The sequence below is a fragment of the Streptomyces sp. LMG1-1-1.1 genome (assembly GCF_040815545.1).
Taxonomy (GTDB): domain Bacteria; phylum Actinomycetota; class Actinomycetes; order Streptomycetales; family Streptomycetaceae; genus Streptomyces.
In genome coordinates, this window is sequence record NZ_JBFPNH010000019.1 from 17117 (window position 1) to 42095 (window position 24979).

23 protein-coding genes are annotated in these 24979 nt (G+C 73.5%); 10 read left to right on the plus strand and 13 right to left on the minus strand.

Translation table 11 applies throughout. From position 1 onward, the window contains the following. Nucleotides 1-22: 22 nt before the first annotated feature. Entirely contained in the window at nt 23-1180 is a 1158-nt protein-coding gene (locus tag MRBLMG1_RS09505; RefSeq protein ID WP_367822675.1) for an acyl-CoA dehydrogenase family protein, read from the minus strand. A 60-nt stretch (nt 1181-1240) separates the two neighbouring features. Here MRBLMG1_RS09505 and MRBLMG1_RS09510 point away from each other — a divergent pair, with 60 nt between their 5' ends. From MRBLMG1_RS09510 to MRBLMG1_RS09525, 4 genes are all read left to right on the plus strand, one after another. Continuing rightward, a complete protein-coding gene (locus tag MRBLMG1_RS09510) occupies nt 1241-1936 on the plus strand; it encodes a TetR/AcrR family transcriptional regulator (protein ID WP_414721516.1) in 696 nt (231 codons plus the stop codon). 18 nt (nt 1937-1954) lie between these two features. Beyond that, complete coding sequence (locus tag MRBLMG1_RS09515; protein ID WP_367822679.1) at nt 1955-2650, plus strand: ArsR/SmtB family transcription factor; 696 nt, start codon at nt 1955-1957, stop codon at nt 2648-2650. A gap of 59 nt (nt 2651-2709) precedes the next feature. Next, nucleotides 2710-3624, plus strand: coding sequence for a DMT family transporter (locus MRBLMG1_RS09520; RefSeq protein WP_367822681.1), 915 nt, complete (start codon nt 2710-2712; stop codon nt 3622-3624). A gap of 218 nt (nt 3625-3842) precedes the next feature. Continuing rightward, nucleotides 3843-4190 (plus strand): hypothetical protein, encoded by a 348-nt coding sequence (locus MRBLMG1_RS09525; RefSeq protein ID WP_367822683.1) that lies wholly within the window; start codon nt 3843-3845, stop codon nt 4188-4190. A 60-nt stretch (nt 4191-4250) separates the two neighbouring features. On the opposite strand, the gene MRBLMG1_RS09530 is transcribed toward MRBLMG1_RS09525, so the two are convergent. Continuing rightward, complete coding sequence (locus MRBLMG1_RS09530) at nt 4251-4961, minus strand: TetR/AcrR family transcriptional regulator (RefSeq protein WP_367822685.1); 711 nt, start codon at nt 4959-4961, stop codon at nt 4251-4253. A 122-nt stretch (nt 4962-5083) separates the two neighbouring features. Here MRBLMG1_RS09530 and MRBLMG1_RS09535 point away from each other — a divergent pair, with 122 nt between their 5' ends. The 4 genes from MRBLMG1_RS09535 (at nt 5084) to MRBLMG1_RS09550 (ending at nt 8487) form a co-directional block, all read left to right on the plus strand. Next, nucleotides 5084-6022, plus strand: coding sequence for a DMT family transporter (locus tag MRBLMG1_RS09535; RefSeq protein ID WP_367822687.1), 939 nt, complete (start codon nt 5084-5086; stop codon nt 6020-6022). An 85-nt stretch (nt 6023-6107) separates the two neighbouring features. Further along, the gene (locus MRBLMG1_RS09540) at nt 6108-6908 is read left to right on the plus strand and encodes an MBL fold metallo-hydrolase (RefSeq protein ID WP_367822689.1); all 801 of its coding nucleotides are present in this window, start codon (nt 6108-6110) and stop codon (nt 6906-6908) included. Between the two features lie 67 nt (nt 6909-6975). Continuing rightward, nucleotides 6976-7677, plus strand: coding sequence for a DsbA family oxidoreductase (locus tag MRBLMG1_RS09545; RefSeq protein WP_367822867.1), 702 nt, complete (start codon nt 6976-6978; stop codon nt 7675-7677). Nucleotides 7678-8085: 408 nt separating this feature from the next. Continuing rightward, complete coding sequence (locus MRBLMG1_RS09550; RefSeq protein WP_367822691.1) at nt 8086-8487, plus strand: DUF6190 family protein; 402 nt, start codon at nt 8086-8088, stop codon at nt 8485-8487. 368 nt (nt 8488-8855) lie between these two features. Here MRBLMG1_RS09550 and MRBLMG1_RS09555 read toward each other — a convergent pair whose 3' ends face one another. Continuing rightward, complete coding sequence (locus MRBLMG1_RS09555) at nt 8856-9068, minus strand: hypothetical protein (protein ID WP_367822693.1); 213 nt, start codon at nt 9066-9068, stop codon at nt 8856-8858. A gap of 413 nt (nt 9069-9481) precedes the next feature. On the opposite strand from MRBLMG1_RS09555, the gene MRBLMG1_RS09560 reads away from it, so the two are divergent. Continuing rightward, nucleotides 9482-10024, plus strand: a complete 543-nt coding sequence (locus tag MRBLMG1_RS09560; RefSeq protein WP_367822695.1) for a cytosine permease — start codon at nt 9482-9484, stop codon at nt 10022-10024. Between the two features lie 496 nt (nt 10025-10520). Further along, the gene (locus MRBLMG1_RS09565; RefSeq protein WP_367822697.1) at nt 10521-10742 is read left to right on the plus strand and encodes a hypothetical protein; all 222 of its coding nucleotides are present in this window, start codon (nt 10521-10523) and stop codon (nt 10740-10742) included. 93 nt (nt 10743-10835) lie between these two features. Here the strand turns inward: MRBLMG1_RS09565 and MRBLMG1_RS09570 are convergent, their stop codons facing one another. From MRBLMG1_RS09570 to MRBLMG1_RS09615, 10 genes are all read right to left on the minus strand, one after another. Next, a complete protein-coding gene (locus MRBLMG1_RS09570) occupies nt 10836-11918 on the minus strand; it encodes a Zn-dependent alcohol dehydrogenase (protein ID WP_367822699.1) in 1083 nt (360 codons plus the stop codon). 62 nt (nt 11919-11980) lie between these two features. Beyond that, nucleotides 11981-13372, minus strand: a complete 1392-nt coding sequence (locus MRBLMG1_RS09575; RefSeq protein ID WP_367822701.1) for an aldehyde dehydrogenase family protein — start codon at nt 13370-13372, stop codon at nt 11981-11983. A 468-nt stretch (nt 13373-13840) separates the two neighbouring features. Continuing rightward, nucleotides 13841-14599 (minus strand): class F sortase, encoded by a 759-nt coding sequence (locus MRBLMG1_RS09580; RefSeq protein ID WP_367822703.1) that lies wholly within the window; start codon nt 14597-14599, stop codon nt 13841-13843. Beyond that, nucleotides 14586-15236: a hypothetical protein gene (locus MRBLMG1_RS09585; protein ID WP_367822705.1), complete on the minus strand. Its 651-nt coding sequence runs from the start codon at nt 15234-15236 to the stop codon at nt 14586-14588. Before MRBLMG1_RS09585 ends, MRBLMG1_RS09580 begins: the two co-directional genes overlap by 14 nt. Nucleotides 15237-15480: 244 nt before the next feature. Next, nucleotides 15481-16932, minus strand: a complete 1452-nt coding sequence (locus tag MRBLMG1_RS09590; RefSeq protein ID WP_367822707.1) for a CitMHS family transporter — start codon at nt 16930-16932, stop codon at nt 15481-15483. A 119-nt stretch (nt 16933-17051) separates the two neighbouring features. After that, nucleotides 17052-19253: a molybdopterin-dependent oxidoreductase gene (locus MRBLMG1_RS09595; protein WP_367822709.1), complete on the minus strand. Its 2202-nt coding sequence runs from the start codon at nt 19251-19253 to the stop codon at nt 17052-17054. Between the two features lie 305 nt (nt 19254-19558). Next, nucleotides 19559-20395, minus strand: a complete 837-nt coding sequence (locus tag MRBLMG1_RS09600; RefSeq protein WP_367822711.1) for a TetR family transcriptional regulator — start codon at nt 20393-20395, stop codon at nt 19559-19561. 37 nt (nt 20396-20432) lie between these two features. Continuing rightward, nucleotides 20433-21890 carry a hypothetical protein gene (locus MRBLMG1_RS09605; protein ID WP_367822713.1) on the minus strand — a complete coding sequence of 486 codons (1458 nt, stop codon included), beginning with the start codon at nt 21888-21890 and terminating at the stop codon, nt 20433-20435. After that, a complete protein-coding gene (locus MRBLMG1_RS09610; protein WP_367822715.1) occupies nt 21887-22684 on the minus strand; it encodes a hypothetical protein in 798 nt (265 codons plus the stop codon). The genes MRBLMG1_RS09605 and MRBLMG1_RS09610 overlap by 4 nt, the downstream gene beginning before the upstream one ends. Further along, nucleotides 22681-24774: a right-handed parallel beta-helix repeat-containing protein gene (locus MRBLMG1_RS09615; protein WP_367822716.1), complete on the minus strand. Its 2094-nt coding sequence runs from the start codon at nt 24772-24774 to the stop codon at nt 22681-22683. Before MRBLMG1_RS09615 ends, MRBLMG1_RS09610 begins: the two co-directional genes overlap by 4 nt. Between the last annotated feature and the right edge of the window lie 205 nt (nt 24775-24979).

Sequence of the window (24979 nt, forward strand, 5' to 3'; positions counted from 1 at the left end):
CGCGTCCCGCGTACGCGTCCGGTCAGAAGGCCGAGACTCCCGTAAGCGCCCGCCCGATGATGAGCTTCTGGATCTGGCTGGTGCCCTCATAGAGGGTCATGACGCGCGCGTCGCGGAGGAGCTTGCCGACGGGGTACTCGTCGATGTAGCCGTAGCCGCCGAAGACCTGGAGGGCGTTGTTGGCGGCGCGGACGGCGGCCTCGGAGGCGTACAGCTTCGCCTTGGAGGCGGCGGTGGCGAAGTCCTGCCCCCGGTCGACCAGGTCGGCGACCCGCCAGGTCAGCAGCCTGGCGGCGTCCACGTCGACGGCGATGTCGCTGATCAGCTCCTGCACGAGCTGGTACGAGGCGATGGGCTTCCCGAACTGCTCGCGCTCCCCCGCGTACCGCACGGCGGCGTCGAGCGCGGCCTGTGCGATGCCGACGCAGCCCGCGGCGACCGACATCCGCCCCTTGGCCAGGGCGGACATGGCGACGGTGAAGCCCTTGCCCTCGGGGCCGAGCATCGCGGCGGCGGGGACGCGGACGTCCTCCAGGACCAGTTCGGCGGTCGCCTGGCCGCGCAGGCCGAGCTTGCCGTGGATGGCGCGGCGGGTGAGGCCGGGGGTGTCGGCGGGGACGAGGAAGGCGGAGACGCCCTGGTGGCCCGGGGTGTCGTTGGTGCGGGCGAAGAGCAGCACGACATCGGCCCAGGTGCCGTTGGTGATGAACGTCTTGCCGCCGTTGATCACGTACTCGCCGGTGGCGCCGTCCAGGGCCGCCCGGGTGGTCAGGTTCCCGGCGTCGGAGCCGGTGCCCGGCTCGGTGAGGCCGAAGCAGCCGAGTGCCTCGCCGGCGGTGAGGCGGGGCAGCCAGGCCCGCTTCTGCTCCTCCGTGCCCCAGGAGGCGATCGTCTTGGCGACCAGGCCGAGGGAGACGGAGACGATGCCGCGCACGGAGGAGTCGCCGCGACCGAGCTCCTCGGTCACGAGGCAGTACGCGAGGTGGTCGCCGCCGGAGCCCCCGTACTCCTCCGGGATCGTGAGCCCGAGGAATCCGACGGAGCCGAGCTTCTTCACGATCGCCCGGTCCACCTCCTCGGCGCGGTCCCACGCGACGACGTGCGGAGAGACCTCACGGGCGACGAAGTCCCCGGCGAGCCGCCGCACGGCCTCCTGCTCCTCGCTCAGCGCCAGATCCACCGTGCACCACCTCGCCAGTCCGTTTAATTACCACTGCTAGTTTTAAAGCGCAGGCCTACTATGTGCGCCATGGCCCGACCGCGCAAGCCCCTCCTCAGCCGAGACCGCATCGTCGAGACGGCGGGCGCGCTGGTCGACGCGGAGGGCCTCGCCGCGCTCTCCACCCGCAGGCTCGCCGCCGAACTGGGGGTGAGCGGACCGTCGCTCTACAACCACTTCCGCACGAAGGACGAGATCCTCGACGCGGTCGCCGACGCCGTGAGCGCGAAGATCGACCTGTCGATGTTCGCGGAGGACGACGTCCGGGACTGGCGCACCGCCCTCCACGACTGGGCCGTCTCCTACCGCGCCGCCCTCGCCGACCATCCCCACATCGTCCCGGTCCTCGCCCAGGGCCCCGGCCGCCGCCCCGCCGGCCTCCGCGTCGCCGACGCGGTCTTCGGCGCCATGGTCCGCGCCGGCTGGCCCCCCGCACAGGCCACCTCGATCGGCGCCCTCATGCGCTACTTCGTCACCGGCTCCGCCCTCGGCTCCTTCGCCCGCGGCTTCGTCGACGACGAGACCGCCTACGACCCCGCCGACTACCCCCACCTCGGCCAGGCCCACCTCCTCGCCGAACACCGCCAGAAGGTCGACCAGCGTGCCTTCGACACGGGCCTGCGCGCCCTCATCGACGGGCTCGGAGCGCAGTACGACGCCGTGGCGGCCCGCACGACGACGGCGCCGTCGGACGTTTCGGCCGCGACCGAAGGGTGAGTGCGGCACGCTGGGGTCATGGCAGCCAGTGACCTCGCCGCGTTCGCGGCGCTCTTCGCGGACGAGAGCCGTGCCGCGTTCCTGCTCGCCCTGCTCGACGGACGCGCCTGGACGGCGGGCGAGCTCGCCCGGCACGCCGGGGTGGCGCCGTCGACGGCGAGCGAGCACCTCGGGAAACTGGTCGCGGGCGGGATCCTCGCCGAGGAACGGCAGGGCAGGCACCGGTACGTGCGGCTCGCCGACCCGGGGATCGCGCACCTCGTGGAGGACCTGGCCGCCCGGTCCGAACCCGAGGTTCGCGCGCGGCCGCGCTCGCTGCGGGAGGCGAGCGCCGGGGAGGCGATGACCCGGGGCCGGACCTGCTACGACCATCTCGCCGGGCGGCTCGGCATCGCGATCACGGAGGCGATGACCACGCGCGGACTGCTGCGCCAGGACACCGGTTTCGCGCTCACGGACCGAGGCCTCGCCTGGTTCGACGAGCGGGGCATCGCCCTCGTGCGCAGCGGGCGGCGGCCCGTGGCGCGCGGCTGCCTCGACTGGACCGAGCGGCGGCCTCACCTCGCGGGGCTCGCCGGCGCCGCCCTGTGCCGGCACGCCCTCGACGCCGGGTGGTGCGTACGGATCGGGTCCGAGCGGGCCGTGAAGGTGACCGGGGAGGGCGAGTCCGCCCTGCACGCGTCCCTGGGCATCGCCCCGGCCGCCCTGCGGTGACCCGCGAGGGGGTCGATATTGCGGTGAGCGCCGAAGGGTTCACGCCCTACGGTCGAGCCATGCAGAAGCAATCGTCGCGGCTCGCGCTCGGCGCCGCCGGTGTGACCGTGGTCCTGTGGGCCTCCGCGTTCGTCTCGATCCGCAGCGCCGGGGCCGCCTACTCCCCCGGCGCGCTGGCCCTCGGCCGCCTGCTCGCCGGGGTGGTGGTCCTGGGGCTGGTGCTGGTGGTGCGGCGGGAGGGGCTGCCGCCGCGGGCGGCGTGGCCGGGGATCGTGACGTCGGGGCTGCTGTGGTTCGGGGTGTACATGGTGGTGCTCAACTGGGGTGAGCAGGAGGTCGACGCGGGGACCGCGGCGATGGTCGTGAACATCGGGCCGATCCTGATCGCGCTGCTCGGCGCGCGGTTCCTCAAGGAGTCGCTGCCGCCCCGGCTGCTCGCCGGCATGGCCGTGTCGTTCGCGGGTGCGGTCGCCGTGGGGCTGTCGATGTCCGCCTCGTCGTCCGGCGGTCACGCCTCGGTGCTCGGCGTCGTGCTGTGCCTGCTCGCGGCGATGGCGTACGCGGGCGGGGTGGTGGCGCAGAAGCCGGCGCTCGCGCACGGCAGCGCGCTCCAGGTGACGACGTTCGGGTGTCTGGTGGGCGCGGTGGCGTGCCTGCCGTTCGCCGGACAGCTGGTCGAGGAGGCGGGCCGGGCCCCGCTGTCGGCGACGCTCAACATGGTCTACCTGGGGGTGTTCCCGACCGCGCTCGCGTTCACCACCTGGGCCTATGCCCTGGCCCGTACGACCGCGGGCCGCATGGGCGCGACGACGTACGCCGTGCCCGCGCTGGTCGTGCTGCTGGCCTGGGTGTTCCTCGGCGAGCTGCCGGGGCTGCTCACGCTCGCCGGCGGCGCGCTCTGCCTGGCCGGCGTGGCCGTCTCCCGCTCCCGGTCGAGGGCCTCCGTCGCCGCGGGAACGGCCGGATCCTCCTGACGGCCGTTGCCCAGGGTCCCTTCCTTCTGGGTGCGACGGGGGAGCTCATGGCGATTCAGACGGGGAGCTCATGGCGATTCAGCAGCGGGCGGAGCGGACGAGACAGGCGATACGGGAACGCCGGTCGCCGCGGTCGGCGACCTGAACGTCGTCGTCCTCGACACGGCCGGCTCTCGTCGGCGGCCCGCGCCTTCGACCGGCTCGGCTACGAACGCGGCGTGGACGCGGCGGCCGTCGCGGCGCTCGTCGCGGCGGTCGTCGCGGCGCCGATCGGCTACGTCGTGACCGGCGTCGAGCTGGAGATGCGCTGCCCGCGCGCCCCCGCCGACGCCCCCTGGCCGCCGGGGCGCGGCCCCGCCGGAAACACCGCACCGCGCCGCCCCTCCGACAGCGGCGCCCTGCGGGGCCCCGCCGAGGAACGCCGCTGCCGCATCTGGGAGTTGATCCTGCCCGGCCTCGTACGCCCGGCCGCCCCACGACCTGGCGTCACCCGACCCCGCGTCACCCGACCCGGCGGCTCCGCCTTGGGACGTGGGGAGCCGGGCACGGCCTCCGCCCCGGCCTGACCGGCAGCCGACCCGGCCCGCCCGTCAGCCGCCGCCCGCCCCTCAGCCCCCGCCGACCCGTCAACGCCCGCTCCCACCCCCGCCCTCACCCCGATCCCCGCCCCCGCCCCCGGGTGCGAGGAGCCGGCGGGCGAAGGTCGTCAGAGAGTGGCCGATGCGCTCGACGGACAGGCCGAGTTCGTGCCGCTGGAACCGGAAGAGCTCGGGTGACAGCGGGCTGAGGGCGATGTCGATCAGCGGGTCGGGGTCGCGGACGCCGTGGGCGACGAGCAGCGTGCGGACGTGGACGCGCCAGAAGCCGTAGGCGCCGGTCCGGAAGCGGGCGGGGCCGGTCTCCGCGCCGAGCGCCAGCGGGAGATGACGCTCCAGCAGGTCGAGCATCGCCAGGTAGAAGGCGGCGAGCCGTTCGCCCGCGGGCGCGCCGGGGCCGAGCGGCGGGGGGCCGTAGATGAGCTGTCCCTGGAGGCGGCGCTCGTGTTCGTCGAGCAGTGCCACGGCGACCGACGAGGGGTCGGGGAAGCTCCGGTAGAGCGTGGCGCGGCCCACTCCCGCGGCCTTGGCGATCCGGTCCATGGTGACCGTCCGCGGGTCCTGTTCGGCTTCGGCGAAGAGCCGCTCGGCCGCCGCCAGGATCTGGGCGCGGTTGCGCTCCGCGTCTGCCCGTCGCCGCGGGGTGACCGGCTGCTCGTCCGCGGCCTGCAGATCTCCCAGGAGCCCGCCGACCCGGTGCACGGAGGCGGCTCCACGTCCACGCTGCTCGTCGTCGCTCATGGATCAGACCCTACTTCCCTCCAGACCAAGTGGACACCTTGTCCGTTTAGCTTGCCCCGTGGCATGCTAAACGGACGCAGTGTCCACTTATCCGCTCGCGTCCCCGCCCCAGGGAGATCCAGATGCACACCGCGCTTCTCGCCGCGGCCCTGCTGGTCGGCTGCCTCCTGGCCGTCCAGGCCTCGGTGAACCTCCAGCTCAACTCGGCCGTCGGCACCCCGTACGGCGCTTCGACCATCCAGCTCGGCGTCGCGACCGGACTGCTCGCCGTGCTCGCGGTGGCCGCCGGCGCGCTGGGCGCGCTCGGCGGACTTCCCGACGTGGAGCCCTGGCAGCTGCTCGGCGGACTGGCCAGTCCGCTCTACATCACCACCGGCATCCTGCTCTTCCCCCGGCTCGGCGCCCTCGCCGCCGTGGGCCTGTTCGTGACCGGCCAGATGTTCACCTCGCTCGCCCTCGACCTCTTCGGCCTGCTCGGGCTCGAACAGAAGGACCTCAGCGCCGGGATCGTCACCGGGGCCCTGGCCGTGCTCGCCGGCATCGTCGTGATCATCCGGGGCATGAACGCGGCGGCCCCTCCCGGAGCCCCGCGGATGTCGAACGCCGGCCGCGCGGGCTGGCTCGCCCTCGGCGTCGTCGCCGGCGGCGTCCTGCCGGTGCAGGGCGCGGTCAACGCCCAGCTGCGCGCCCAGCTCAAGGAGCCCCTCACCGTCGCCGTGATCAGCTTCGCCGTCGCGACCTTCACGATCGCGGTGGTCCTGCTCGTGCTGTACGCGACCCGGCGCACCCCGAAGCCCAGGATCGCCCCGCTGAAGAGGATGCCCTGGTGGGGCTGGCTGGGTGGCGCCTGCGCAGCCGCCTACGTCACCGGCACCTTCCTGCTCATCCCGTCGATCGGCGCGGCGGTGACGATCGCGCTCACGGTGACCGGCCAGCAGCTGACGTCGGCACTGATCGACCACAAGGGCCTGTTCAAACTCCCCCAGCGCTCCCTGACGAAACCGCGCGCCCTGGGCCTCGCCCTGCTGATCGCCGGCTCCCTGACCATCCAGCTCGCCTGACGACGCGTCACGACGGTCCGTCATGAAAGCGGACGCGTCACGAAAGGTCCGCCGTGAAAGCGGAACCCGTCACGAAAGGTCCGTCATGAAGGCGTCGTACACCGCCGGTCCCGACATCCACGTCCTCCCCTCGGCGCTGCCCCTGCCGGGCCTCGGCGACCAGCCCGTCAACGCCTTCCTCTTACGGTCGGGGCAGCCCCTCCTCGTGGACACCGGCATGCCCGTCGACCGGGAGGGCTTCCTCGACTCGCTCTGGTCGCTCGTCGACCCGGCCGATCTGCGCTGGGTCGTCGTCACCCACGACGACCGCGACCACACCGGCGCGCTCGCCCGCGTCCTGGAGGCGGCCCCGCACGCGAAGGTGCTCGCCCACGCGATATCGGTGACGCGAATATCGGAGGAGTTCGACATTCCGCGGGAGCGGGTAGTGACAGCGAACCCGGGCAGCCGGGTGAAAGTCGGCGACCGCGAGCTGAGTTTTCATCGGCCGCCCACCTTCGATTCACCGGGCACGCTCGCTGTGTTCGACCATTCCGATGGGACGCTCTACAGCTCCGACAGTTTCGGCACCGTCATCGAAGAGATCGCCCAGGATTTCACCGAACTGTCCGAGGAGGAGTTCTTCCGCGGATTCGACGTACTGAACCGGGCCATCGCCCCGTGGACCGCCCTGGTCGACGAGGCGAGGTTCGTCCGGCCCGTACGCGACCTGGCCGCGCTGCGCCCCGCGCGGCTCCTGAGCGCCCACGGGCCGACCGTCCGCGCGGACGCCGTGCCCCGGCTCTTCGAGGCGATGGCCCGCATCCCCTCCCTGCCCGCCTGGCTGCCGGGCGCCGACCTCGACCTGGGGGCCGCGCTCGACGCCCACGAGCCCCCCGCCGGCTGAGCCCACGCCCGCCGACACACGACCGGAACCGACCCACGACCCGAGGAGAACCATGTCCGACCCGACCATGTCCGACCCGACCACCGCCGATCTGACCCCGCCGCGCGGAGTCATCACCGTCTTCTCCGACATCTGGTGTTCGTTCGCGCACATCGCCGTCCACCGGCTGCACACCACCAGGGCCCGCCTCGGCCTGGAGGAGCGCGTCTCCTTCGACCTGCGCGCCTTCCCGCTGGAACTGCTGAACGACGCCCCCAGCCCGCGCCCCGGCACGGACAGCGAGGTGGCGCGGATGGGGAGCCTGGAGCCGGCCGCCGGCTGGCAGCTGTGGCAGGCCAAGGACTGGCTCTACCCCTCGACGACACTGCCCGCCCTGGAGGCCGTCCTCGCGGCGAAGGAACAGAGTCTGAACGCCTCCGAGCAGCTCGACCTCGGGCTCCGCCGAGCCTTCTGGGCCGAGTCACGCTGCATCAGCCACCGAAAGGTGATCCTCGACGTGGCCGCGGACACCGGCGTCGTCGACGTCGACGCCCTGGCCGAGGCACTGGACGACGGGCGGGCCCGCCGAACGCTCGCCGACCATGCGGCCGTGTCCAGGACGGACCGGGTGAACTGCAGCCCGCACCTCTTCCTGCCCGACGGGTCCGACCATGCCAACCCGGGCATCGACGTGGGCTGGGAGGGCGCGTACGGCATCGGCTGGCCGGTGATCGCCTCGGACGACCCGAAGGTGTACGAGGACATCCTGACGCGGGCCGCCACCGCATAGCGGAGAAAGCCGCCGCGGCGGCCGAACAGCGAGAACGACGGCCAGGCATTCACTTCCGCGGAATGCCTGGCCGTCGTTCTCTACTCATCCCCGCAGAACATCGCGATGACTATTCATTGCGTTACCCTGCCGTGCCGCCATTCGCAAGCCGGTCGAAACTCATGAAGTCGTTCCCGCCGTCCGGAATTCCGGACGGCGGGACGACATGGCATCCCCGGCCGCATTCGCCACGTCAGTCGCATCGAAAGCGGGACTTCTTGTGAGCTGAGAACAGGTCGGCCGCTGTGACGACCTCCTGTGGGCGTACGAGCGGGGAGTTCAGGACGCGTACTGACCCTTCATGGACGTCCTGCACACCGACCTGCCGTCAACCGGGTCGGCTACGACGAGGGGGACGTCCGCCGGGCCTTGACCGCACCCGGGCTCGACGGACTGCCCACCCATGAACGGCTCGTCCTCGCGCAGGTCTTCGGCAAGGGGGGCGTGCTCCGCACAGCGAGCCCCCGGCTACTCCGTACACCCGGACTTCCCGTCGAACCGATCGTGCGGGAGGGCACTCGACGCCCGGTGGAGGAACCCTCGTTCCCCGACCACCTGAAGGAGCTCTACCAGCGGTCGCTGGTCCTGACGACGGTCGCGGGCCGCACACCTCTGAACGGGCCGCCCCACCCACCCCGAACCACCTCCGGCACACCTCCCGAAGGGCACCCCAGTCACGCCTGGCACCTACTCCGGGACCACCCTCCCGCTGATCACCCCGCTCGACGAGTACGGCACCGTAGACGAGCGGAGCGTCGTACACCTCCCTGACCACGTCCGCGCCGAGGTCACCGGCCTCATGCCGGCCCTGCCCTCCGGCGAGGGCTGGAAGCTCGTCGGCGAGGCCATGGGGCGGCGATCACCCGGGCGCGGGAGACCGTCGCGTGACGGCCGTGCCCGCCGGGCGGCGGGCGCCGGTGAGCCCGCCGTCCGCCAGCTGACCGAGGAGCTGGTCGAGGCCGGCGGCGGGAGGTCCTCGCGGCCGCCGTCTACCCCCACTGCGGGGTCGGCTCAAGTACGGCCGACTCGACGGGGACCGGCTGCGCATCACTTGCTGCCTGCACCACACGGTCTTCGACCTCACCAGCGGCGAGCGCCTCTCGGGGGCGGCGCGTGCCGCCCTGCGGGTGGTCGACGCGCTACCGCCGGGCGATCCCGGCGAGCGGGACCGGGCCGGGGGCACCCCATGACCACCACACCGCCGGGGCGGCGTCCACCGTGACGCCGCCCTGTGCGGCGGCCGGCCAGGACGGCATCGCGCCGGTGCCGGCGGCCGACCGGACCTCGGCACCGGCCGCGTTCGGCCGGACCTGGCCGTCCGCGCAGTTCTCGCTCCCACCGTCCGTTCCCACCGTCGTCGTCCTGGGCGGGCGCGTTGCCCGGCGTCCTCGGCCTGAGCCGGTGAGCCTCGGCGAGCGCCCTCACGGTGGGCGTCGCGGTCGGCACGGTGCTGCCGGCGCCGCTCGCCCGGTTCGGCGGCCGTACCAGCAGCACTGATCCGGTGGCGAGCGGGGCGCGCTTCGCGGGGCAGGGTCGTCGGCAACGTGCTCACGACAGTGACGGCGCTCGGCTTCTTCGCCATCGCGATGTGGACCGGCGGCACCGCGGCCATGGCCGCGGGACACCGGCTGCTCGACACGCCCGCGGGTCCCGGCGCGCTGACCGTCGCCATGTTCGCGACGGCGGCGGCGGTCGCGCTGGTCGCCGTACGCGGCCACGGGACGCTGGTGCGCACGTACCGGATCACGCGGTCACCGGCGGGGCCGTGCTGCTCGGCACCGTCCTCGTGCTCGCGCACCGGTTCGACCCGGGGTACCCCGGGCGGGGCGCTCGCGCTCGACGGCACAGGCTGCACCTGGCTGTTCGCGGCGACGGCGTCCGCGGCCGTGCCCCTGTCGTACGCCACCCTCCACAGGCCTGGCTGTGCCTGTACGCGGCCGGGCTCTCGGCGAACTCGGTGTTCTGGCGCTCCTCCCGGGCCGTCGTGGCCGGGGTGGTCGCGCTGCTCGCGGCGGCCGTGCTGCACCTCGGGGCGGTGGTGTACGACGCCATGGACGCGATGTCGGCGTTCGTGACGCTGCTGCTCACGGTCGTGGCGCCGTGGGCGGCCGTGCTCACCGTGGGGTACGCGTTCCACCCGGGCGGGTACGACTCCGAGGCGCTCCGCGCGTTCACCACGGGCGGCGGCGGGCGGTACCGCTACACGGGCAGGGTCGACCCGCGGGCCGTCACCACCGTCACCGCCTTCGCCGCAGGCTCGGCCGTCGGCGTGCTGGGGGTCGACACCCGCTGTACGCCGGCCCGTTGACCGGTCTGACGTCCGGCGTCGACCTGAGCCCTGCCGGCCTCGTACACGTCGCCACCGTGCTGTACGGGGCGCTGTGCCCGCGAAGGCGAGGGCCCGAGCCGCTCCTCCTCCCGACCCCGACGCCGAGGTGATGCCATGTCCGCGGTCCCGCTCACGGTCCGTTCCGTCGCCCGGGAGGGTCCTGGGGGCTGCTGCTCGCCGCCCCCACGGGCGCCGCCGACCTCGCGCCGTGGGAGCCCGGCGCCCATCTGGAGGTGAAGCTGCCGTCCGGTGCGGTCCGGCATCACTCGCTCTGCGGCGACCTGGCCGAGCGGAGCACGTACCGGCACGGGGTGCTGCGCGAAACTGCGGGCCGGGGCGGCTCCGAGGAGATCCACACCGCCGCTGGCGAGGGCACGGTCCTCGGGGTGCGCGACCCGTTCACCCGGTTCCCGCTAGTGCCCGCCGAGCGGTACCTGTTCCTCGCGGGCGGCATCGGCTCACCCCGCTGCTCCCGATGCTCCGCTCCCTGCCGTCGGCGGCGTACCCGGAAGAGCTCGCCGGGCTCCCCGGGGTCACGCTCGTCCCACGGGACACGGCGGGGCCGCTCGCCCTGGCCGGCGTCCTGGCCGGGCTGCGCCACGACTCAGTCCTCGGCGAGGAGGAGAGGGCCTCCGGCACGACGATGATGATCTGCGTCGGCCGGTCGCGCGGCCCGCGCCTCGCACTGGACCTGTGACGGACGGCCCGCACCACCTGCCGGGGGGGTGCGGGTCCGTCGGGGCGTCCGTCCGTCGGGGCGTCCGTCCGTCGGGGCGTCATGCGTCACGCGTCAGGGGAAGATCACCAGTGCGCGGCCGCCCTTGCCGGCGAGCATGTTCTCGAAGGCGCCCGGGATGCCGTCGAGGGTGATCCGCTCGGTGACGAGGGCGCCGAGGTCGAGGCGGCCGGCTCTGATGTGCTCGGCGAGGACCGGGAGGTCGTCGGCCGGGTTCGAGTTGCCGTAGACGCAGCCGGCCAGGGTGCGGCCCCAGTGGAAGAGTTCCAGGGCGTTGAAGGTGACCTGCTGGTCCTTGCCGCCGATGCCGACGACCGTGGTGCGGCCGCCGCGCCGGGTGGACTCCCAGGCGGTACGGATGGTGACGGCGCGGCCGACGCACTCGACGGCCACGTCGACGCCGTGGCCGCCCGTCAGCTTCCGGATGTCCTTCGCCGTGGTCTCGGAGGCGACGACGTACTCGGTGGCTCCCGCCGCCCTGGCCAGCGCCTCCTTCTCCGGGGAGACGTCGACCGCGACGATGGTCGACGCGCCCGCGATCCGGGCGGCCTGGAGGGTGGCGAGGCCCACTCCGCCGACGCCGAACACGGCGACCGTCTCGCCCTCCCGGACCCGGGCGGAGTGGTGGACGGCACCCCAACCGGTGAGGACGGCGCAGCCGAGGAGGGCCGCGTCGGCGAGCGGCACGCCGTCGGGGACGGGCAGGACGCAGTTCGCGGCGACGACCGTCTCCTCGGCGAAGGCGGCGACGTTGAGTCCGGGGTGGAGCTCGGTGCCGTCCGCCGTGCGAGCGTGGATGTTCGCCGAGCCGGTCAGGGCGTTCACGCAGAGCCACACCTCGCCGAGCGAGCAGGGGTGGCAACTGCCGCAGGAAGGGGCCCAGTTGAGGACGACGCCGTCGCCGGGGGCGACGTGGGTGACCCCGTCGCCGACGGAGACGACCGTGCCGGCGCCCTCGTGGCCGAGGACGGCCGGGACGGGCACCCGCATGGTGCCGTTCGAGAGCGACAGGTCGGAGTGGCAGACCCCGGCGGCGGCGAGCCGGACACGGACCTGGCCGGGGCCGGGCTCGGGGAGTTCGATGCCGGTGATCTCCAGGGGAGAGCCGACGGCGGGCAGGACGGCGGCGCGGATCACGCTCGTTGCTCCTTCTGCACTCGGGAGGTCAGAACTGTCGGGTGGTTGGAACCGTCGGGAGATCAGAACTGGAGGGACTTGGTCTGGAGGTACTCGGCGAGGCCGTGCGCGCCGAGCTCCCGGCCCACGCCGGACTGCTTGTACCCGCCGAAGGGGGCCCGCGGGTTGAAGCGGCCGCCGTTGATGTCGACCTGGCCGGTGTCCATGCGGCGGGCGAAGGCGACGGCCGCCTCGGGCTCGCCCCAGACGGCGCCGGCGAGGCCGTAGTCGGTGCCGTTGGCGATGGCCAGGGCGTCCGCCTCGTCCTCGTACCGGAGGATGGAGACGACCGGTCCGAAGATCTCCTCCCGGGCGATGGTCATGTCCGGGGTGACGTCGGCGAAGACGGTCGGGGAGACGTAGTACCCGGTCTCGCGCGGGGCGTCGGGGCCGCCGGCGACGAGCCGGGCGCCCTCCTCGATGCCCTTCTCGATGTAGCCGCGGACGCGTTCCCGCTGCTTCGCGTTGACGAGGGGGCCGACGCGCTCGCCGGGGACGTACTTGGCGACGGCCTCGGCGGCGAGCGCCACCGCCTCCTCGTACCGGTCGGCGGGGACGAGCATCCTGGTCCAGGCGCTGCACGTCTGGCCGGAGTTGGACATGACGTTGGCGATGCCGACGGCGACGGCCTTGGGGAGGTCGGCGCTCGGGAGGATCACGTTGGCGGACTTGCCGCCGAGTTCGAGGGCGACCCGCTTGACGGCCCCGCCCGCGAGCGCGCCGATGCGGCGGCCGACGGCGGTCGAGCCGGTGAAGGAGACGAGGTCCACGTCCGGGTGCTCGGCCAGCGCCTGGCCCGCGACCGGACCGAGGCCGGTCACCAGGTTGAAGACGCCGGCGGGCAGGCCCGCCTCGTGCACGGCCTCGGCGAAGAGCTGGGCGGTGAGCGGGGTGTCCTCGGCGGGCTTGAGGACGGTGGTGCAGCCGGCGGCCAGGGCCGGGGCGACCTTGGCGACGATCTGGTGGAGCGGGTAGTTCCACGGGGTGATCGCCGCGACGACGCCGACCGGCTCGGCGTAGACGGTGGAGTTGCCGATCCTCTCCTCGAAGGAGTGGGTGGCGGCGAGCTCGGCGTACGAGCCGGCCACGGCGATCGGCAGGCCCGCGTGCACGGCGGCGGCGAGCTGCGGCGGGGCGCCGAGTTCGGCGGTGACGGTGGCGGCGATCTCATCCGCGCGGGCGGCGAGCGCGTCGCGCAGTGCGGCGATCCGGGCTCCGCGCTCGGCGGGCGGGGTGGCCGCCCAACCGGAAAGCGCGGCACGGGCGGCGCGTACGGCGGCGTCGACGTCCTCGGCGGTGCCGGCCGGGACGTGGCCGATGACCTGCTCGTCCGCCGGGTTGATCACCGGGATGGTGTCCGCGGAGGACGCGGGCCGCCACTCCCCGCCGATGTACATCGCGTCGTGGGCCTTCATCCGCTGTCTCCTCACGTTGCCGGTTCCCCGTCCGCAACAAACTAGCGCCGTTAGTTTTTCGGCGCCAGAGTCCACCGGAGTGCCCCCGGTCTCACCCGTCGGCACGTCACGGCACCGCTCGATCGTGCCGCCCCGCCCCACGAGCTGTCCACGTCCACCCGGCACAGCCGTACACCACCGGAACCGGCGGATCCCCCCTTGCCCGCCGGGGCGCAGACCGGGAATGGTCCGGGCCAAGCCAAGCCGATCGGCGCCGCACCCACGCACGCACGGCACGCCCCGCCCGACGGAGCGGCTGGGTCCGTCGAGCGGGGCGCAGTCTGGGGGGCGGGGCGCGGTCCTGGGGCGGGGCCCGGGCCCGGATCGCCGATCCGGCTGGGCGGGGCCCGGGGCTTAAATCGCCGATCCGGTGAGTGGGCCCGAGGTCCGGATCGCCGATCCGCCCGCGGGCCGCCGGCGGACCGGTGGTCAGATCTTCTCGGCGAGGTCCGTGAGGTGGGCGAAGACGACGATGTTCGCCTCGTAGCCGGTGCTGCGGTCGAAGGCTCCGCCGCAGGTGAGCAGCCGGAGTTCGGGCCGCCCGGTGGCGCCGTACACCTCCTTGTCGGGAAAGTCGGCCTTGGCGTACGTGCGCACGCGGTCGACCGTGAAGACGGCGACCTTGCCGTCGGCGCGGGCGACCCGGACGGTGTTGCCGGGGCTGAGGGAGTCGAGGTTGAGGAAGACGGCGGGCCCGGTGCGGGTGTCGCGGTGGCCGACGACGACGGCCGTGCCGCGCTCACCGGGGGTGGCGCCCTTCGCGTACCAGCCGACGACCCTGGGGTTGTCGACGGGCGGCGTGGCGAGCCGCCCCTTCGCGTCGGTGCCGAGCTCGGTCACCGGGGCCTCGATGGTGATGGCGGGAACGGCCAGGATGGTGGGGCGCGAACGCGACAGCGGCGCGGGCGGGGGCGCCGGCCGGGGCGACGGCACGACCTTCGGCCGGGCCCTGGGCTTCGCCTTGTGGTCCACGGCCGCGGGGGCTCCGGCCGCGGCACCGCCCGCACCGGCCTGGCCGGCCCGACCCGGAGCGGCCGGGCCGGCGGCGAGCGGCGGGTCGGCCGACTCGCCCTCGTCGCCGGCCCACCAGACGCCCCCGGTGACCAGGACCGTGACCACCGCCACGGTCCTGGTCAGCCGGAGGATCCGCCGCCTGCGTCGCGTGAGGCGGGACCTACGCGGCGCCATTGTCGCGGCGGCGCGAACGGCGGATCAGGACCAGTCCGGCCGTGCCGGCGAGGCCGGCTGCGACGGCGGCCCCGATGCCGAAGGCGGAGGAGTCCTCGGCGGCGAGCTCCGCGCTGCCGCCGCCGCCCGCACCGACCGGGCCGTGCGGGGGCCGGCCGTGACCGTGCCCACCGGGACCGCCGTTCGGCGGGCTGGTCGGCGGGTGGCTCGGGTTGGTGATGACGTCACCGGGGCACTCGACCTGGAAGACCTTCTGCTTGCCGGCGCCGTTCGCGCCCTCGAAGGTCCAGACGAGCTTGTACTGACCACTGGGCAGCGACAGCTGACCGGTGTGGCCCGTGCCCGTGGCGAGGGCGATGTGACCGCTGAGGCTGGGGTCGTCCGCCTTGGGTGGCTGGGGCGTGATCTCCCAGTCGACTTCCTGGAGCGTGTCGAAGTTGAAGGCCGCGAGGTAGAACCTGCAGACCTTCGGCTCGTTGCGCTGGTCGGTGAAGGGCGTGCCGACCTTGTGGATCTTCACGTCGCCGTTGTCGCCGGGGGCGGCGTACGCCGTGGGCGCGCCCGCGAGGGCGAGGCCGCCGAACGCGAGTGCGGCTGCGGCGGTGGCGGCGAGGGGTCGGACGGTACGAGCGGGCATGCGGGTTCCTCCGGAGGGAGATCGTCGAACTGATTAACCGATAATCCGACCATCTGTTATCGAACGACCACGCAGCGTGGCGACATGCGCACACCACCCCCCGATGTCGCCCGTCCGGCGCACACCGGGACGCGATGACGGGCCCGGGCACGGCTACGGGCCCGGACGCCGCTTCCGGCCGGGCCCGTCCCTCGCGACGGAGGATTTCCGCTCCCTCGCGTCGGAGGATTTCCGCTCCCTCGCGTCAGATGATCCCGAAGAGGATCCCGGCCGCCAGCACGACCAGCGAGGTCAGCGCGGCCCACTTCACCGTGAACCGGGTGTGGTCGCCGAACTCCACCTTCGCCATGCCGACGAGCACGTACACCGCCGGCACCAGCGGGCTCGACATGTGCAGGGCCTGCCCGACCAGCGACGCGCGGGCGATCTCCAGCGGCGACACCCCGTGGGCCGCGCCCGCCTCGGCGAGGACCGGCACCACGCCGAAGTAGAAGCCGTCGTTCGACATGAAGTACGTCAGCGGGATGCTCAGTACGCCGGTGACCAGGCCCATGTGCGGGCCCATGCCCTCGGGGATGGCGCCCACGAGCCAGTCGGCCATGTGCTTCACCATGCCCGTACCCGTGAGGACACCGGTGAAGACGGCGGCGGCGAAGACCATGCCGGCGACGTTGAGGACGTTGTCGGCGTGGGCGGCGATGCGGGCCTTCTGCTCGGCCATGTTCGGGTAGTTCACGGTGAGCGCGAGGGCGGCGCCGAGCAGGAACAGGACCGGGATCGGCAGCAGTTCGAGGATCATCGCGGCGAGCAGCGCGACGGTCAGGCCGGCGTTGAACCAGTAGAGCCTGGGCCGGAGCGTCGCGCGGTTCGGGTCGAGCCCCTGGAAGCCGTCAGCCGCCGCGGCACCGGCGCCAGAGCCGGAACCCGTGCCCGTGGAGCTGTTAGCGGTACCGGTGGAGCCCGTTCCGGTGCCGGTGGAGCTGGTGTCGGTGGAGCTGGTGCCGGTGGAACCGGTGCCGCCCGCCGCGACCAGGACGGTCTCGGTCTCGGTCTCCGGCTCGAGGGCCTCGTCGAGGGTGAGGTAGCCGATCCGCTTCCGCTCGCGGCGACCGAGGACGTACGCGAGGGCGAAGACGAAGAGCAGGCCCATGCCGAGCGCGGGGATCATCGGGACGAAGATGTCGGCGGCGTCGAGCTTCAGCGCCGTCGCGGCGCGGGCCGTGGGACCGCCCCAGGGCAGGGTGTTCATGACGCCGTTGGCGGTGGCGGCGACACCCGTCATGACGACCAGGCTCATGCCGAGCCGCTTGTAGAGCGGATACATCGCCGAAACGGTGATCATGAAGGTGGTGGAGCCGTCGCCGTCCAGCGAGACGATCGCGGCGAGCACCGCGGTGCCCACGACGACGCGCACGGGGTCGGCCTTACAGAAGCGCAGGATGCCCCGGACGATCGGGTCGAAGAGGCCGACGTCGATCATGACGCCGAAGTAGACGATCGCGAACATCAGCATCGCGGCCGTCGGCGCCAGCTTGCCGACGCCTTCGATGACGTAGTCGCCGAGCTGGGCCCCCTGCCCGACCGCGACGCAGAAGAGCGCGGGGATCAGCACGAGCGCCGCGATCGGCGACATCTTTTTCATCATGATCAAAACCAGGAAGGTCGCGATCATGGCGAAACCGAGGACGGTCAGCATGGAGGACACCTCACGTTCACCCTTGAACTGCCGCCGAGCGGCGGTCCGGATGACGGTAGGTGTCCGCTTCCGCGGTTAACAAGACGTCGACCCGTGAGCAATACGAGCAAAACCCCAGGTCACGGCAGGGGCGACACCTCGACGGGGAAGCCGTTCAGGACGGCGGTGCCGGAGAGGGGGTCGATCCGGGAGCCGTCGAGCAGCTGGTTGACGTTGATGCCGGGGCGGGCTGACGCCACGGCGAGGCGGGTGCCCGGCCGGTCGTGCCCCCAGCCGTGCGGAAGGCTCACCACCCCGGGCCGCACCCCGTCGGTGACCTCCACGGGCACCTCGACCTCCCCGCCCTCCCCCGTGACCCTGGCGTGGCCGCCGTCGGTGAGCCGGAGCCGCTCCGCGTCCGCCGGATGCACCTGAAGGGTGCAGCGGTTCGATCCGCCGCCGAGCGCCGGGGTGTTGTGCAGCCAGCTGTTGTTCGAGCGCAGGTGCCTCCGCCCGACGAGCTGGAGGGTCCCCGGCTCCGGTACGGCGTGGAGCGCGGCCCGCAGCCGCGGCAGGTCGGCGGCGAGGGGCGCCGGGAACAGTTCGATCCGTCCGCTGCGGGTCTTGAGGAGCTGGGGAACCCGCGGTTTCAGCGGCCCCAGGTCGAGGCCGTGCGGGTGGGCCTTCAGCTCGTCGAGGGTGAGCCCGTACGGACCGAGGCGCAGCATCAGGTCGAGCCGCCGCTCGGGGCCGGTGTCGCCGGAGAGCCCGGCCGCGAACTCCTTGGGGTCGGCGCCGTACGCGGGCGAGTGCTCCTGGGTCACGGCCCTGGCGAGCGTCATGTCGATCGCCAGTTCGTCGACGGCGGACGGCGGGGCCCCGTCCGGCCCGGTCACGGCGAGGATCAGCCGGGCGTGGATCTCGCACTCGTCCATGCGGTCCGCTTCGAGGGGAACGGCGGCCGGGGTGTAGCGGGCCTGGTCGCGGACGGCGAAGCCGTTGAAGGCGAAGTCGAAGTGGGCGCTCCGGGAGGGCGGTGGCGGGGGCAGCAGGACGTCGGCGTGACAGCTGGTCTCGTTGAGGTACGGGTCGACGGCGATCATGAGGTCGAGGGAGCCGAGGGCCGCGTCGAGGCGGTCGCCGTCGGGCGCGGACAGGACGGGGTTGGCGGCGACGGTGATCACCGCCCTGATGCGCCCCTCCCCCGGTGTCTCGATCTCCTCGGCGAGCGCGACCATCGGCAGTTCGCCCTTGACCTCGGGGTGGTGCGAGACCCGGCTGTGCCGGCGGCCGAGGACGAAGCCCTTCCCGGGTCCGGCGGGGCGCGGGGCGGGCGCGGTGGCGGACAGCGGGAAGAGGGCGCCCCCGGGCCGGTCGAGGTTGCCGGTGAGGATGTTGAGGACGTCGACGAGCCAGTTGCCGAGGGTCCCGTACGCCACGGTGGAGCTGCCCATCCGCCCGTACACGGCGGCGGTGGGCGCGGCGGCGAGTTCGCGGGCGAGGGTACGGATGGTGGCGGCGTCCACGTCGCAGGCGGCGGCGACCGCCTCGGGGCTGAATTCCTCGGTCGCGGCCCGCACCTCGTCCACCCCTTCGACGTGGGCGGCGAGCGGTCCGAGGTCGGTGAGGCCCTCCTCGAAGAGGGTGTGCACGAGGGCGGCGAGGAGGAGCGCGTCGGCGCCGGGGCGGATCGCGACGTGCCGGTCGGCGAGGCGGGCGGTGCGGGTGCGCCGGGGGTCGACGACGGTGAGGGTGCCGCCGCGTCGGCGCAGCGCCTTGAGCCTGCCGGGGAAGTCGGGGGCGGTGCAGAGACTTCCGTTGGAGTCCAGCGGGTTGGCTCCGAGGACGAGCAGGTGGTCGGTGCGGTCCAGGTCCGGCACGGGGATGGCGAAGGGGTCCCCGAAGAGCAGGCCGCTGGAGACGTGCTTGGGCATCTGGTCGAGCGTGGACGCGGTGAAGAGGTTCCGCGTCCGCAACGCACCGATCAGCAGGGGCGGGTAGAGGGCGCCGGCGAACGTGTGCGTATTGGGGTTGCCCAGGACGATACCCACGGCATCCGGCCCGCACTCCTCGATCAGCGGCCGGATTCGCGCGGCGATCGTGTCGAACGCCTCGGCCCAGGTGGCCTCCTGGAGTCTGCCGTCCTTCCGGACCAGCGGGCCGCGCAGCCGGTCCGGGTCGCCGTCGACCTCCGGGAAGGCGGCGCCCTTCGGGCAGATGAACCCGTGACTGAGCACGTCGTCACGGTCCCCGCGCGCCCCCGTCACTCGGTCCCCGTCGAGGGTGAGGGTCAGTCCGCAGGTCGCTTCGCAGAGTGGGCAGATGCGCAGGGCGGTGGACATGGCGTCTCCCTGGGGCGGCGTCGGGTGGCGCCGAGCATACCGACCGGTAGGCACGTACGGGAGGGGTCTGGGCGGGCGTTGTCCGGGCGGACCTTGTCCGGGCGGAAGTCGTACGGAGGAACAGCGGGGGCCCCGGGCCGTGCGGTGGGCCGGGCCGTGCAGGGCCCCGGGCCATGCAGGGCCCCGGGCCGTGCGGTAGGCCTGGCCACCCGGACGACCAGCCCCGGCCGGCCGCTCCCGGCCCCCGGCCCCGCCCCCTGCCCCCTGCCCCCGCCCCCGGCCCACCACACGGCGTCCCAAAGGACCTACGACGACAGCGAGGGCGCCAAGTAGGCGTGGAGCAGGTGGCGCGTCTCGTCGACGAGCGCCGGATCGCCCGCGGGGTCGACCCGGAAGGCGAGCCGGACGAGGGCGTCGGCTGTCTCGACGCCGACGAGGACCTTCCGCCGCAGGTCGTCATCAGCGGTGCGGCCGAGGTGGGCGGCGAGGAGCCCGCAGATCCGTTCGGCGACCAGGCGGTTGGGGTCCTCGGCGAACGCGTCGACCCCGGCGCCGGCCCCGGCGTCAGGCCCGTCGTGGGCCCCGTCGCCCACCCCCTCGCCGTCCCCGTCACCGGCACCGCGGTCGTCCGCGTCGCCGGGTGCTCCTCCGGACGCTCGACCGGAACCTTCGGAGCCCTCCCGGCCGCCCTCCCGGCCGCGCCCCGGCCCGCCCTTCGGCCCACCCCCCGGGCCGTCGTCGGGCGCGGTGGTGGGCACCCCGAAGTCGACGAGCGCGAACCCCGGGACGGTCCGCTTCATCGCGATGAACTCGTCGAGGACGCCGTCGATCGCCCCGTGCGCGTCGAGGAGCGGTGTCGCCGCGAAGCGGGTGGAGATCCGCTCGGCGTACTCGTCGAGGTTGCGGTGGGCCAGGGCGGCGACCATCGCCCGCTTGTTGCCGAAGAAGCGGTAGACGGAGCCGATCGGAACGCCGGCGCGGACGGCGACGGCGCGGGTGCTCAGCTGCTCGTACCCGGTCTCGTCGAGGAGTGCGGCGCAGGCGTCGAGGATCCGGGCGAGCCGCTCGGCGCTGCGCTGCTGCACGGGGGTGCGACGGAGCACCGGGGGTGTCTGGGGGCTGGTCTGGGGCACGGGGACCATGATGCCGCTCCGGTCGGGGATCGGGCGAAGCCGGGCCTCAGGCGATGAGCAGGCCGATGCCGCCGAGGGTGTACGCGATCATCAGCACGAAGAGCGGGAGTTGGCCGGCGACCGCCCGGTCGGGCGGGAAGAGGCGGACGGACCGGTCGTGCGCGACGACGACACCGAGGACGTGACCGGTGACGATCGCGGCGACCTGGAGGGTCGCGAGGCCCCCTGGACCCAGTGGTGGAGCGGGCGCGGGGGCGTTGTCAGTGCCCGCTGCCATGATGACTGTACGTGCTCCTTCGGTTGCGAAGAGTGAGAAGTAGTGGGCGACGAGGTAGCCGAGGGCGATGGGCAGCAGCGAGTGGGCGAAGGAGGTGAGGGGGGTGGTGAGGTCACGGTTCATCAGCCGTAGGGCTCCCGCGCAGAGGCCGTAGCAGGCGGCGGCGAGGGCGACGGCGGCGAGGAGGCCGAGGGTGGCGGTGGCGGTGGGGCCGAGGGGTGAGGTCTGGAGGGTGGTGATCCAGCGGGGGTTGTCGGAGAGGCCGTCGTAGGCGGTGGAGCCGAGGAGGACGCAGACGGTGGCGACGAGACCGGGGGTCTGCGGGGTGGAGTCGAGGCTGTGGAAGGGGGAGCGCAGGACGAGCCGGCCGTCGGCGCGGCGGCCGAGGGGCGAGAGGCGGGCGAGGAGGGAGGAGTAGACCTCGAAGGGGTCGGCGTGGGCGAACCAGCGGTCGCCGTGGCGGGCGGCGCCGAGCAGCTGGACGGCGGTGTGGACGGCGAGGGCGATGAGGAGGGTGGTGCGGGAGGTGTTGTCGGGCGCGACGAGTTCGAGCCAGGTGAAGAGGAGGAGCCCGGCGGCGGCGGGGCGGATGCCGAGTGCGGGAGGCAGCGGACGGGGGTGTCGCTGCGGGCGGAGGGCGTGGGCGGCGCGCAGGGGGTTGAGGAGGCGCCAGACGGGGCCGAGGAGGAGGGAGGCGGGGACGAGTCCGACCCAGAGGAGGACGTAGAGCGCGCCGGGTGCCGGATTGCGGTCCGGGTCGTCGGGGCCGAGGAGGAGGTGCAGGAGGAAGAGCAGCGCGAGGGCGGTGCCGAGGATCCGGAGGGCCGCGCGGGTGGCCGGCGCGTCGGCCACCCGCTGGAGAGGGGCGGGGATCGGGCGTCCGGCCAGGTCGCCGCGGAAGCGGGAGGAGGACCAGAGGAGCCCGAGGGCGAGGAAGGAGACGAGGAGCGCGGTGAAGGCGCCGGCGTAGGCGTAGAAGGGAGAGAGGGGGAGGTCGTGCCGGGAGCCCACGCCGTGGGCGAGCGGGACACCGAGCGACTCGACGTGGGCGAGCGGGAGACCAAGCGGCTCGGCGTGGGCGAGCGGGAGACCAAGCGACTCGGCGTGGGCGAGCGGGAAACCGAGCGACTCGGCGTGGGCGAGCGGGAAACCGAGCGACTCGACGTGGGCGAGCGGGACACCGAGCGGCTCGGCGTGGGCGTGGGCGGCGGCGGGAACGGCGGTCATCGGACGACGAGTTGGGTGAGCACGAGTCCGGACTCGTGCGTCTCGACCTCGAACAGACCGGTGCGGTCGGCGGTGAGGGTGAGGGTGGTGGGGGCGCCGGGCGTGAGGGGGAGCTCGCGGTCGTAGCCGTGCACGTGGACGGTGTCGGCGCGGTCGCCGGTGACACGGAGGGTGACGCGTTCGCCCTTCTTCAACTCGATGCGGGAAGGGGGTGGTTCGACGGTCGTTCCCTTGATGGTGAGGGTGACCGTCCGGCCGGTGTCGGCCGGACGGGGGCCGGTTGGCGCGGAGGTGGTGGGCGTGCCGTCCAGGCGCACGGTGGCCTGGACGGGGGTTCCGGCGACGGCCCAGGCGGTGTGGTCGTCGGCGTGGAGCCGGACGGTCAGGGTGTGGGCGCCCGGCGGGACGTACCCCCAGGGTCCGTAGAGGCGGGCGGTCTCCCGGCCGTCGACCAGCAGGCGGGCGTGGCCCCGGCCCGGGAGGGCCGCGCCCCCGGTGCTCTCGGGGGTGAAGCGGAACCTCTCCACGGTGAGGTGGACGTTCCAGCCGCCCTCCGGGTCGGGGCGGGCCTCGGCCCTGACGGTGGGCGCGTCCGCCGCGGGGAGTTCCCGGAGCCGGTGGCCGCCCTCGTCCTTCGCCGGGAGCAGGGTGCCGCTGCTCCCGGTGGCCTCCTGGTGGGTGGTGCCGGGCTTGTGATGGGTGGTGGCCCGGCCGCCGCAGCCCGTGAGGGTCAGCGCGGCGGCCAGGACGGCCGTGAGGGAGAGGAGCGACGCCGCCCCGGGCGGCCGCGTCACGGCGTCCCCGCGGTGGAGTCCGCGGCGTGCTCGGGTGCGGGAGGTGCGGGGGAATCGGCGTCCGGGTCCGGTGCGGGGGTCGGCCGGGGCGGCCGGGCGCCGGAGGCGATGACGGCCCAGAGGACCCAGACGCCGCCGAGGAGGAGGCGGAGCCAGGCGGGGCTGAGGGGGATGCCCGGCACCATGAGGACCGCCTTGTCGAAGGCGTCGAGGAGGGTGAGGGCGCCGAGGGCCAGGGTGGTCCAGGCGAGGACGGGGCGGGTGGGCCGCAGGGCGAGGCCGATGAGGGTCCACCAGGTCCCGGTGAGGAGCAGCGCGAGGGCGGGGACGAAGGTCGGGGTGAGGGCGAGGGTCGAGCCCACCACGTCGAGGGTCAGGCCCGCGAGGCCGATGAGGGTGGCCACGCCGGCGAGCCGGCTGCCGCGCAGTCGGCGCCACCAGAGGGCGCAGCCCGCGAGGGCGAGGACGAGGGCGGCGCCGAGGGCGAGCTGGGTCTCGACGCGCTGGAGGCCGCGGGCGCCGTACCAGTCACAGCCTGCCGGGAGGCGGCGCGCCTGGACGTTGTAGTCGGCGCAGACGAGGAGTTGGGCGAGTTTGACGGGTTCGCCGACGAGCCGGTCGGTGTTCCCGGAGACGTCGCCGCGGCGGGCGCCGCAGCCGGGCAGGGCGCCGGGGGTGGTGGCGCCGGCGTCGGACTGCCAGCAGTTCCCGCCGCCCTGGCCGTCCCACCAGACCTCGGTGCGGTTGGGGCGGGTGTTGCCGGCCTTGTCGACGCCGAGGTGGTTGCCGGCGTAGCGGTTGTGGTGGGAGGTGTCGGTCTGCTTGCCCCAGGCGGACTCGCCGCGGATGAAGGCGGGGACGGCGCTGAGGAAGAAGGCGGCGCGCTGGTGGCCGTAGATCCAGTTGTCCTCGTAGAGGTTCCAGTTGCCGCCCGCGGTGATGATGCCGGTGCCGGGGGGCATGGAGATCTGGGGGCAGACGACGCCCTGTTCGTAGCCGCGGTCGACGGGCGGCTTGGCGCAGGTGCCGTCGGCGACGTACGGGTAGTAGTTCTGGTTGTTGTCGTGGATCAGGTTGCGTTCGAAGCGGGCGTGGTTCTGGGGCAGTCCGGGGTGGCCGGGGAAGGCGGAGTCCATGGAGGCGCCGCCCATGTTGTGGTCGAGCTCGTTGTCGTGGACCCAGACGGAGTCCCCGGCGGTGCCGGAGTAGCCGACCATGTTGTGGTGGCTGCGGCAGCCGGTGATCTCGATGGAGTAGCGGGGGACGTCGTAGCCGTAGCCGTCGTTGATGTTCGAGGCCGAGCCGGGGTAGATGCCGGAGTCGCCGTTGCCGTACGACTCGCAGTTCTTGTAGAGGCCGTGGTCGGAGGCGAAGGTGAGGAAGCCGTACTCGTCGTTCCAGCGGGTGAGGACGTCGTCGATGACGAAGCCGTCGGCGGCGAGCACGTACAGCGAGTTGAAGGTGGTGCGCTGCGCGGTGAAGTTGCGGAAGTAGATGCCGTCGGAGCCGTCCGCCCTGAGGGCGTTGAGCTTCTGGTACTTGGCGTCGATGACGACGTCGAGGCGGGAGGCGCCGGTGCCCTCGATCTGGAGGTTCTTCTTGCCGAGGATGGCGACGAGGTTCTGGTTGTGGGGGCAGCTCAGCTGCTGTTCGTAGCTGAGGATCTGGTAGCCGAGCGAGGACTTGGGGGCCTTGAGCGTGGCGCACGCCCCGGTGGGCTGCGGCAGGGACGGCTCCTCCTCGTACAGGCCGGGGAGGATCGCGATCGTCATGCCGGGCCGGTCGACGGCGTCGACGGCCTGCTGGAGGTGGCGGTATCCGCCGCGGGCGCAGCGCTCGTACAGGGCGAGGTTGCGGGTCTTGAGGGCGGCCGGGAAGCCGGCGATCCGGCGGTCGAAGTCGGCCCGGTCGGTCTTGCAGACGAGGAGGTCGGGTTCGCCCGTGCGGAGCTTCGGCACGCTGCCGGAGCCGTCGGGCAGGGTGATGGGCCGCTCCTCGTGGGCCTGGGCCCCGGGTGCGGTGAGCAGGGCTGCGGCGAGCGCCGCGAGCACGACCGTGAGCGCGAGGACGAGTCTTCGGGTCCAGGACATGCGCGTGAGAGTAGAGCATTGTTCATCTTTTCTGACCCCCTCGTGCACGGACTCGTACGGACGGCGGCGGGGAATGCCGGGAAACGGGCCTCGGCGGGCGCGGCGAAGAGGTCGCGGGGGCCTTGGGGATCTGTGCCCCGTTGACGTGAGCCGCGCGGAATCCTACGGTCAGCCATAGGATTCCCTTGTGGCCTCAGGCCAGGGG

What these genes read in the sequence shown, in the direction of transcription:
- MRBLMG1_RS09515 (WP_367822679.1), top strand. Translation starts at nt 1,955, where the DNA reads ATGGCAGCCAGTGACCTCGCCGCGTTCGCGGCGCTCTTCGCGGACGAG.
- MRBLMG1_RS09565 (WP_367822697.1), top strand. Translation starts at nt 10,521, where the DNA reads ATGCTCCGCTCCCTGCCGTCGGCGGCGTACCCGGAAGAGCTCGCCGGG.
- MRBLMG1_RS09585 (WP_367822705.1), bottom strand. Translation starts at nt 15,236, where the DNA reads ATGCCCGCTCGTACCGTCCGACCCCTCGCCGCCACCGCCGCAGCCGCA.
- MRBLMG1_RS09520 (WP_367822681.1), top strand. Translation starts at nt 2,710, where the DNA reads ATGCAGAAGCAATCGTCGCGGCTCGCGCTCGGCGCCGCCGGTGTGACC.
- MRBLMG1_RS09605 (WP_367822713.1), bottom strand. Translation starts at nt 21,890, where the DNA reads ATGACCGCCGTTCCCGCCGCCGCCCACGCCCACGCCGAGCCGCTCGGT.
- MRBLMG1_RS09590 (WP_367822707.1), bottom strand. Translation starts at nt 16,932, where the DNA reads ATGCTGACCGTCCTCGGTTTCGCCATGATCGCGACCTTCCTGGTTTTG.
- MRBLMG1_RS09575 (WP_367822701.1), bottom strand. Translation starts at nt 13,372, where the DNA reads ATGAAGGCCCACGACGCGATGTACATCGGCGGGGAGTGGCGGCCCGCG.
- MRBLMG1_RS09540 (WP_367822689.1), top strand. Translation starts at nt 6,108, where the DNA reads ATGAAGGCGTCGTACACCGCCGGTCCCGACATCCACGTCCTCCCCTCG.
- MRBLMG1_RS09535 (WP_367822687.1), top strand. Translation starts at nt 5,084, where the DNA reads ATGCACACCGCGCTTCTCGCCGCGGCCCTGCTGGTCGGCTGCCTCCTG.
- MRBLMG1_RS09510 (WP_414721516.1), top strand. Translation starts at nt 1,241, where the DNA reads ATGTGCGCCATGGCCCGACCGCGCAAGCCCCTCCTCAGCCGAGACCGC.
- MRBLMG1_RS09545 (WP_367822867.1), top strand. Translation starts at nt 6,976, where the DNA reads ATGTCCGACCCGACCACCGCCGATCTGACCCCGCCGCGCGGAGTCATC.
- MRBLMG1_RS09595 (WP_367822709.1), bottom strand. Translation starts at nt 19,253, where the DNA reads ATGTCCACCGCCCTGCGCATCTGCCCACTCTGCGAAGCGACCTGCGGA.
- MRBLMG1_RS09580 (WP_367822703.1), bottom strand. Translation starts at nt 14,599, where the DNA reads ATGGCGCCGCGTAGGTCCCGCCTCACGCGACGCAGGCGGCGGATCCTC.
- MRBLMG1_RS09530 (WP_367822685.1), bottom strand. Translation starts at nt 4,961, where the DNA reads ATGAGCGACGACGAGCAGCGTGGACGTGGAGCCGCCTCCGTGCACCGG.
- MRBLMG1_RS09600 (WP_367822711.1), bottom strand. Translation starts at nt 20,395, where the DNA reads ATGGTCCCCGTGCCCCAGACCAGCCCCCAGACACCCCCGGTGCTCCGT.
- MRBLMG1_RS09615 (WP_367822716.1), bottom strand. Translation starts at nt 24,774, where the DNA reads ATGTCCTGGACCCGAAGACTCGTCCTCGCGCTCACGGTCGTGCTCGCG.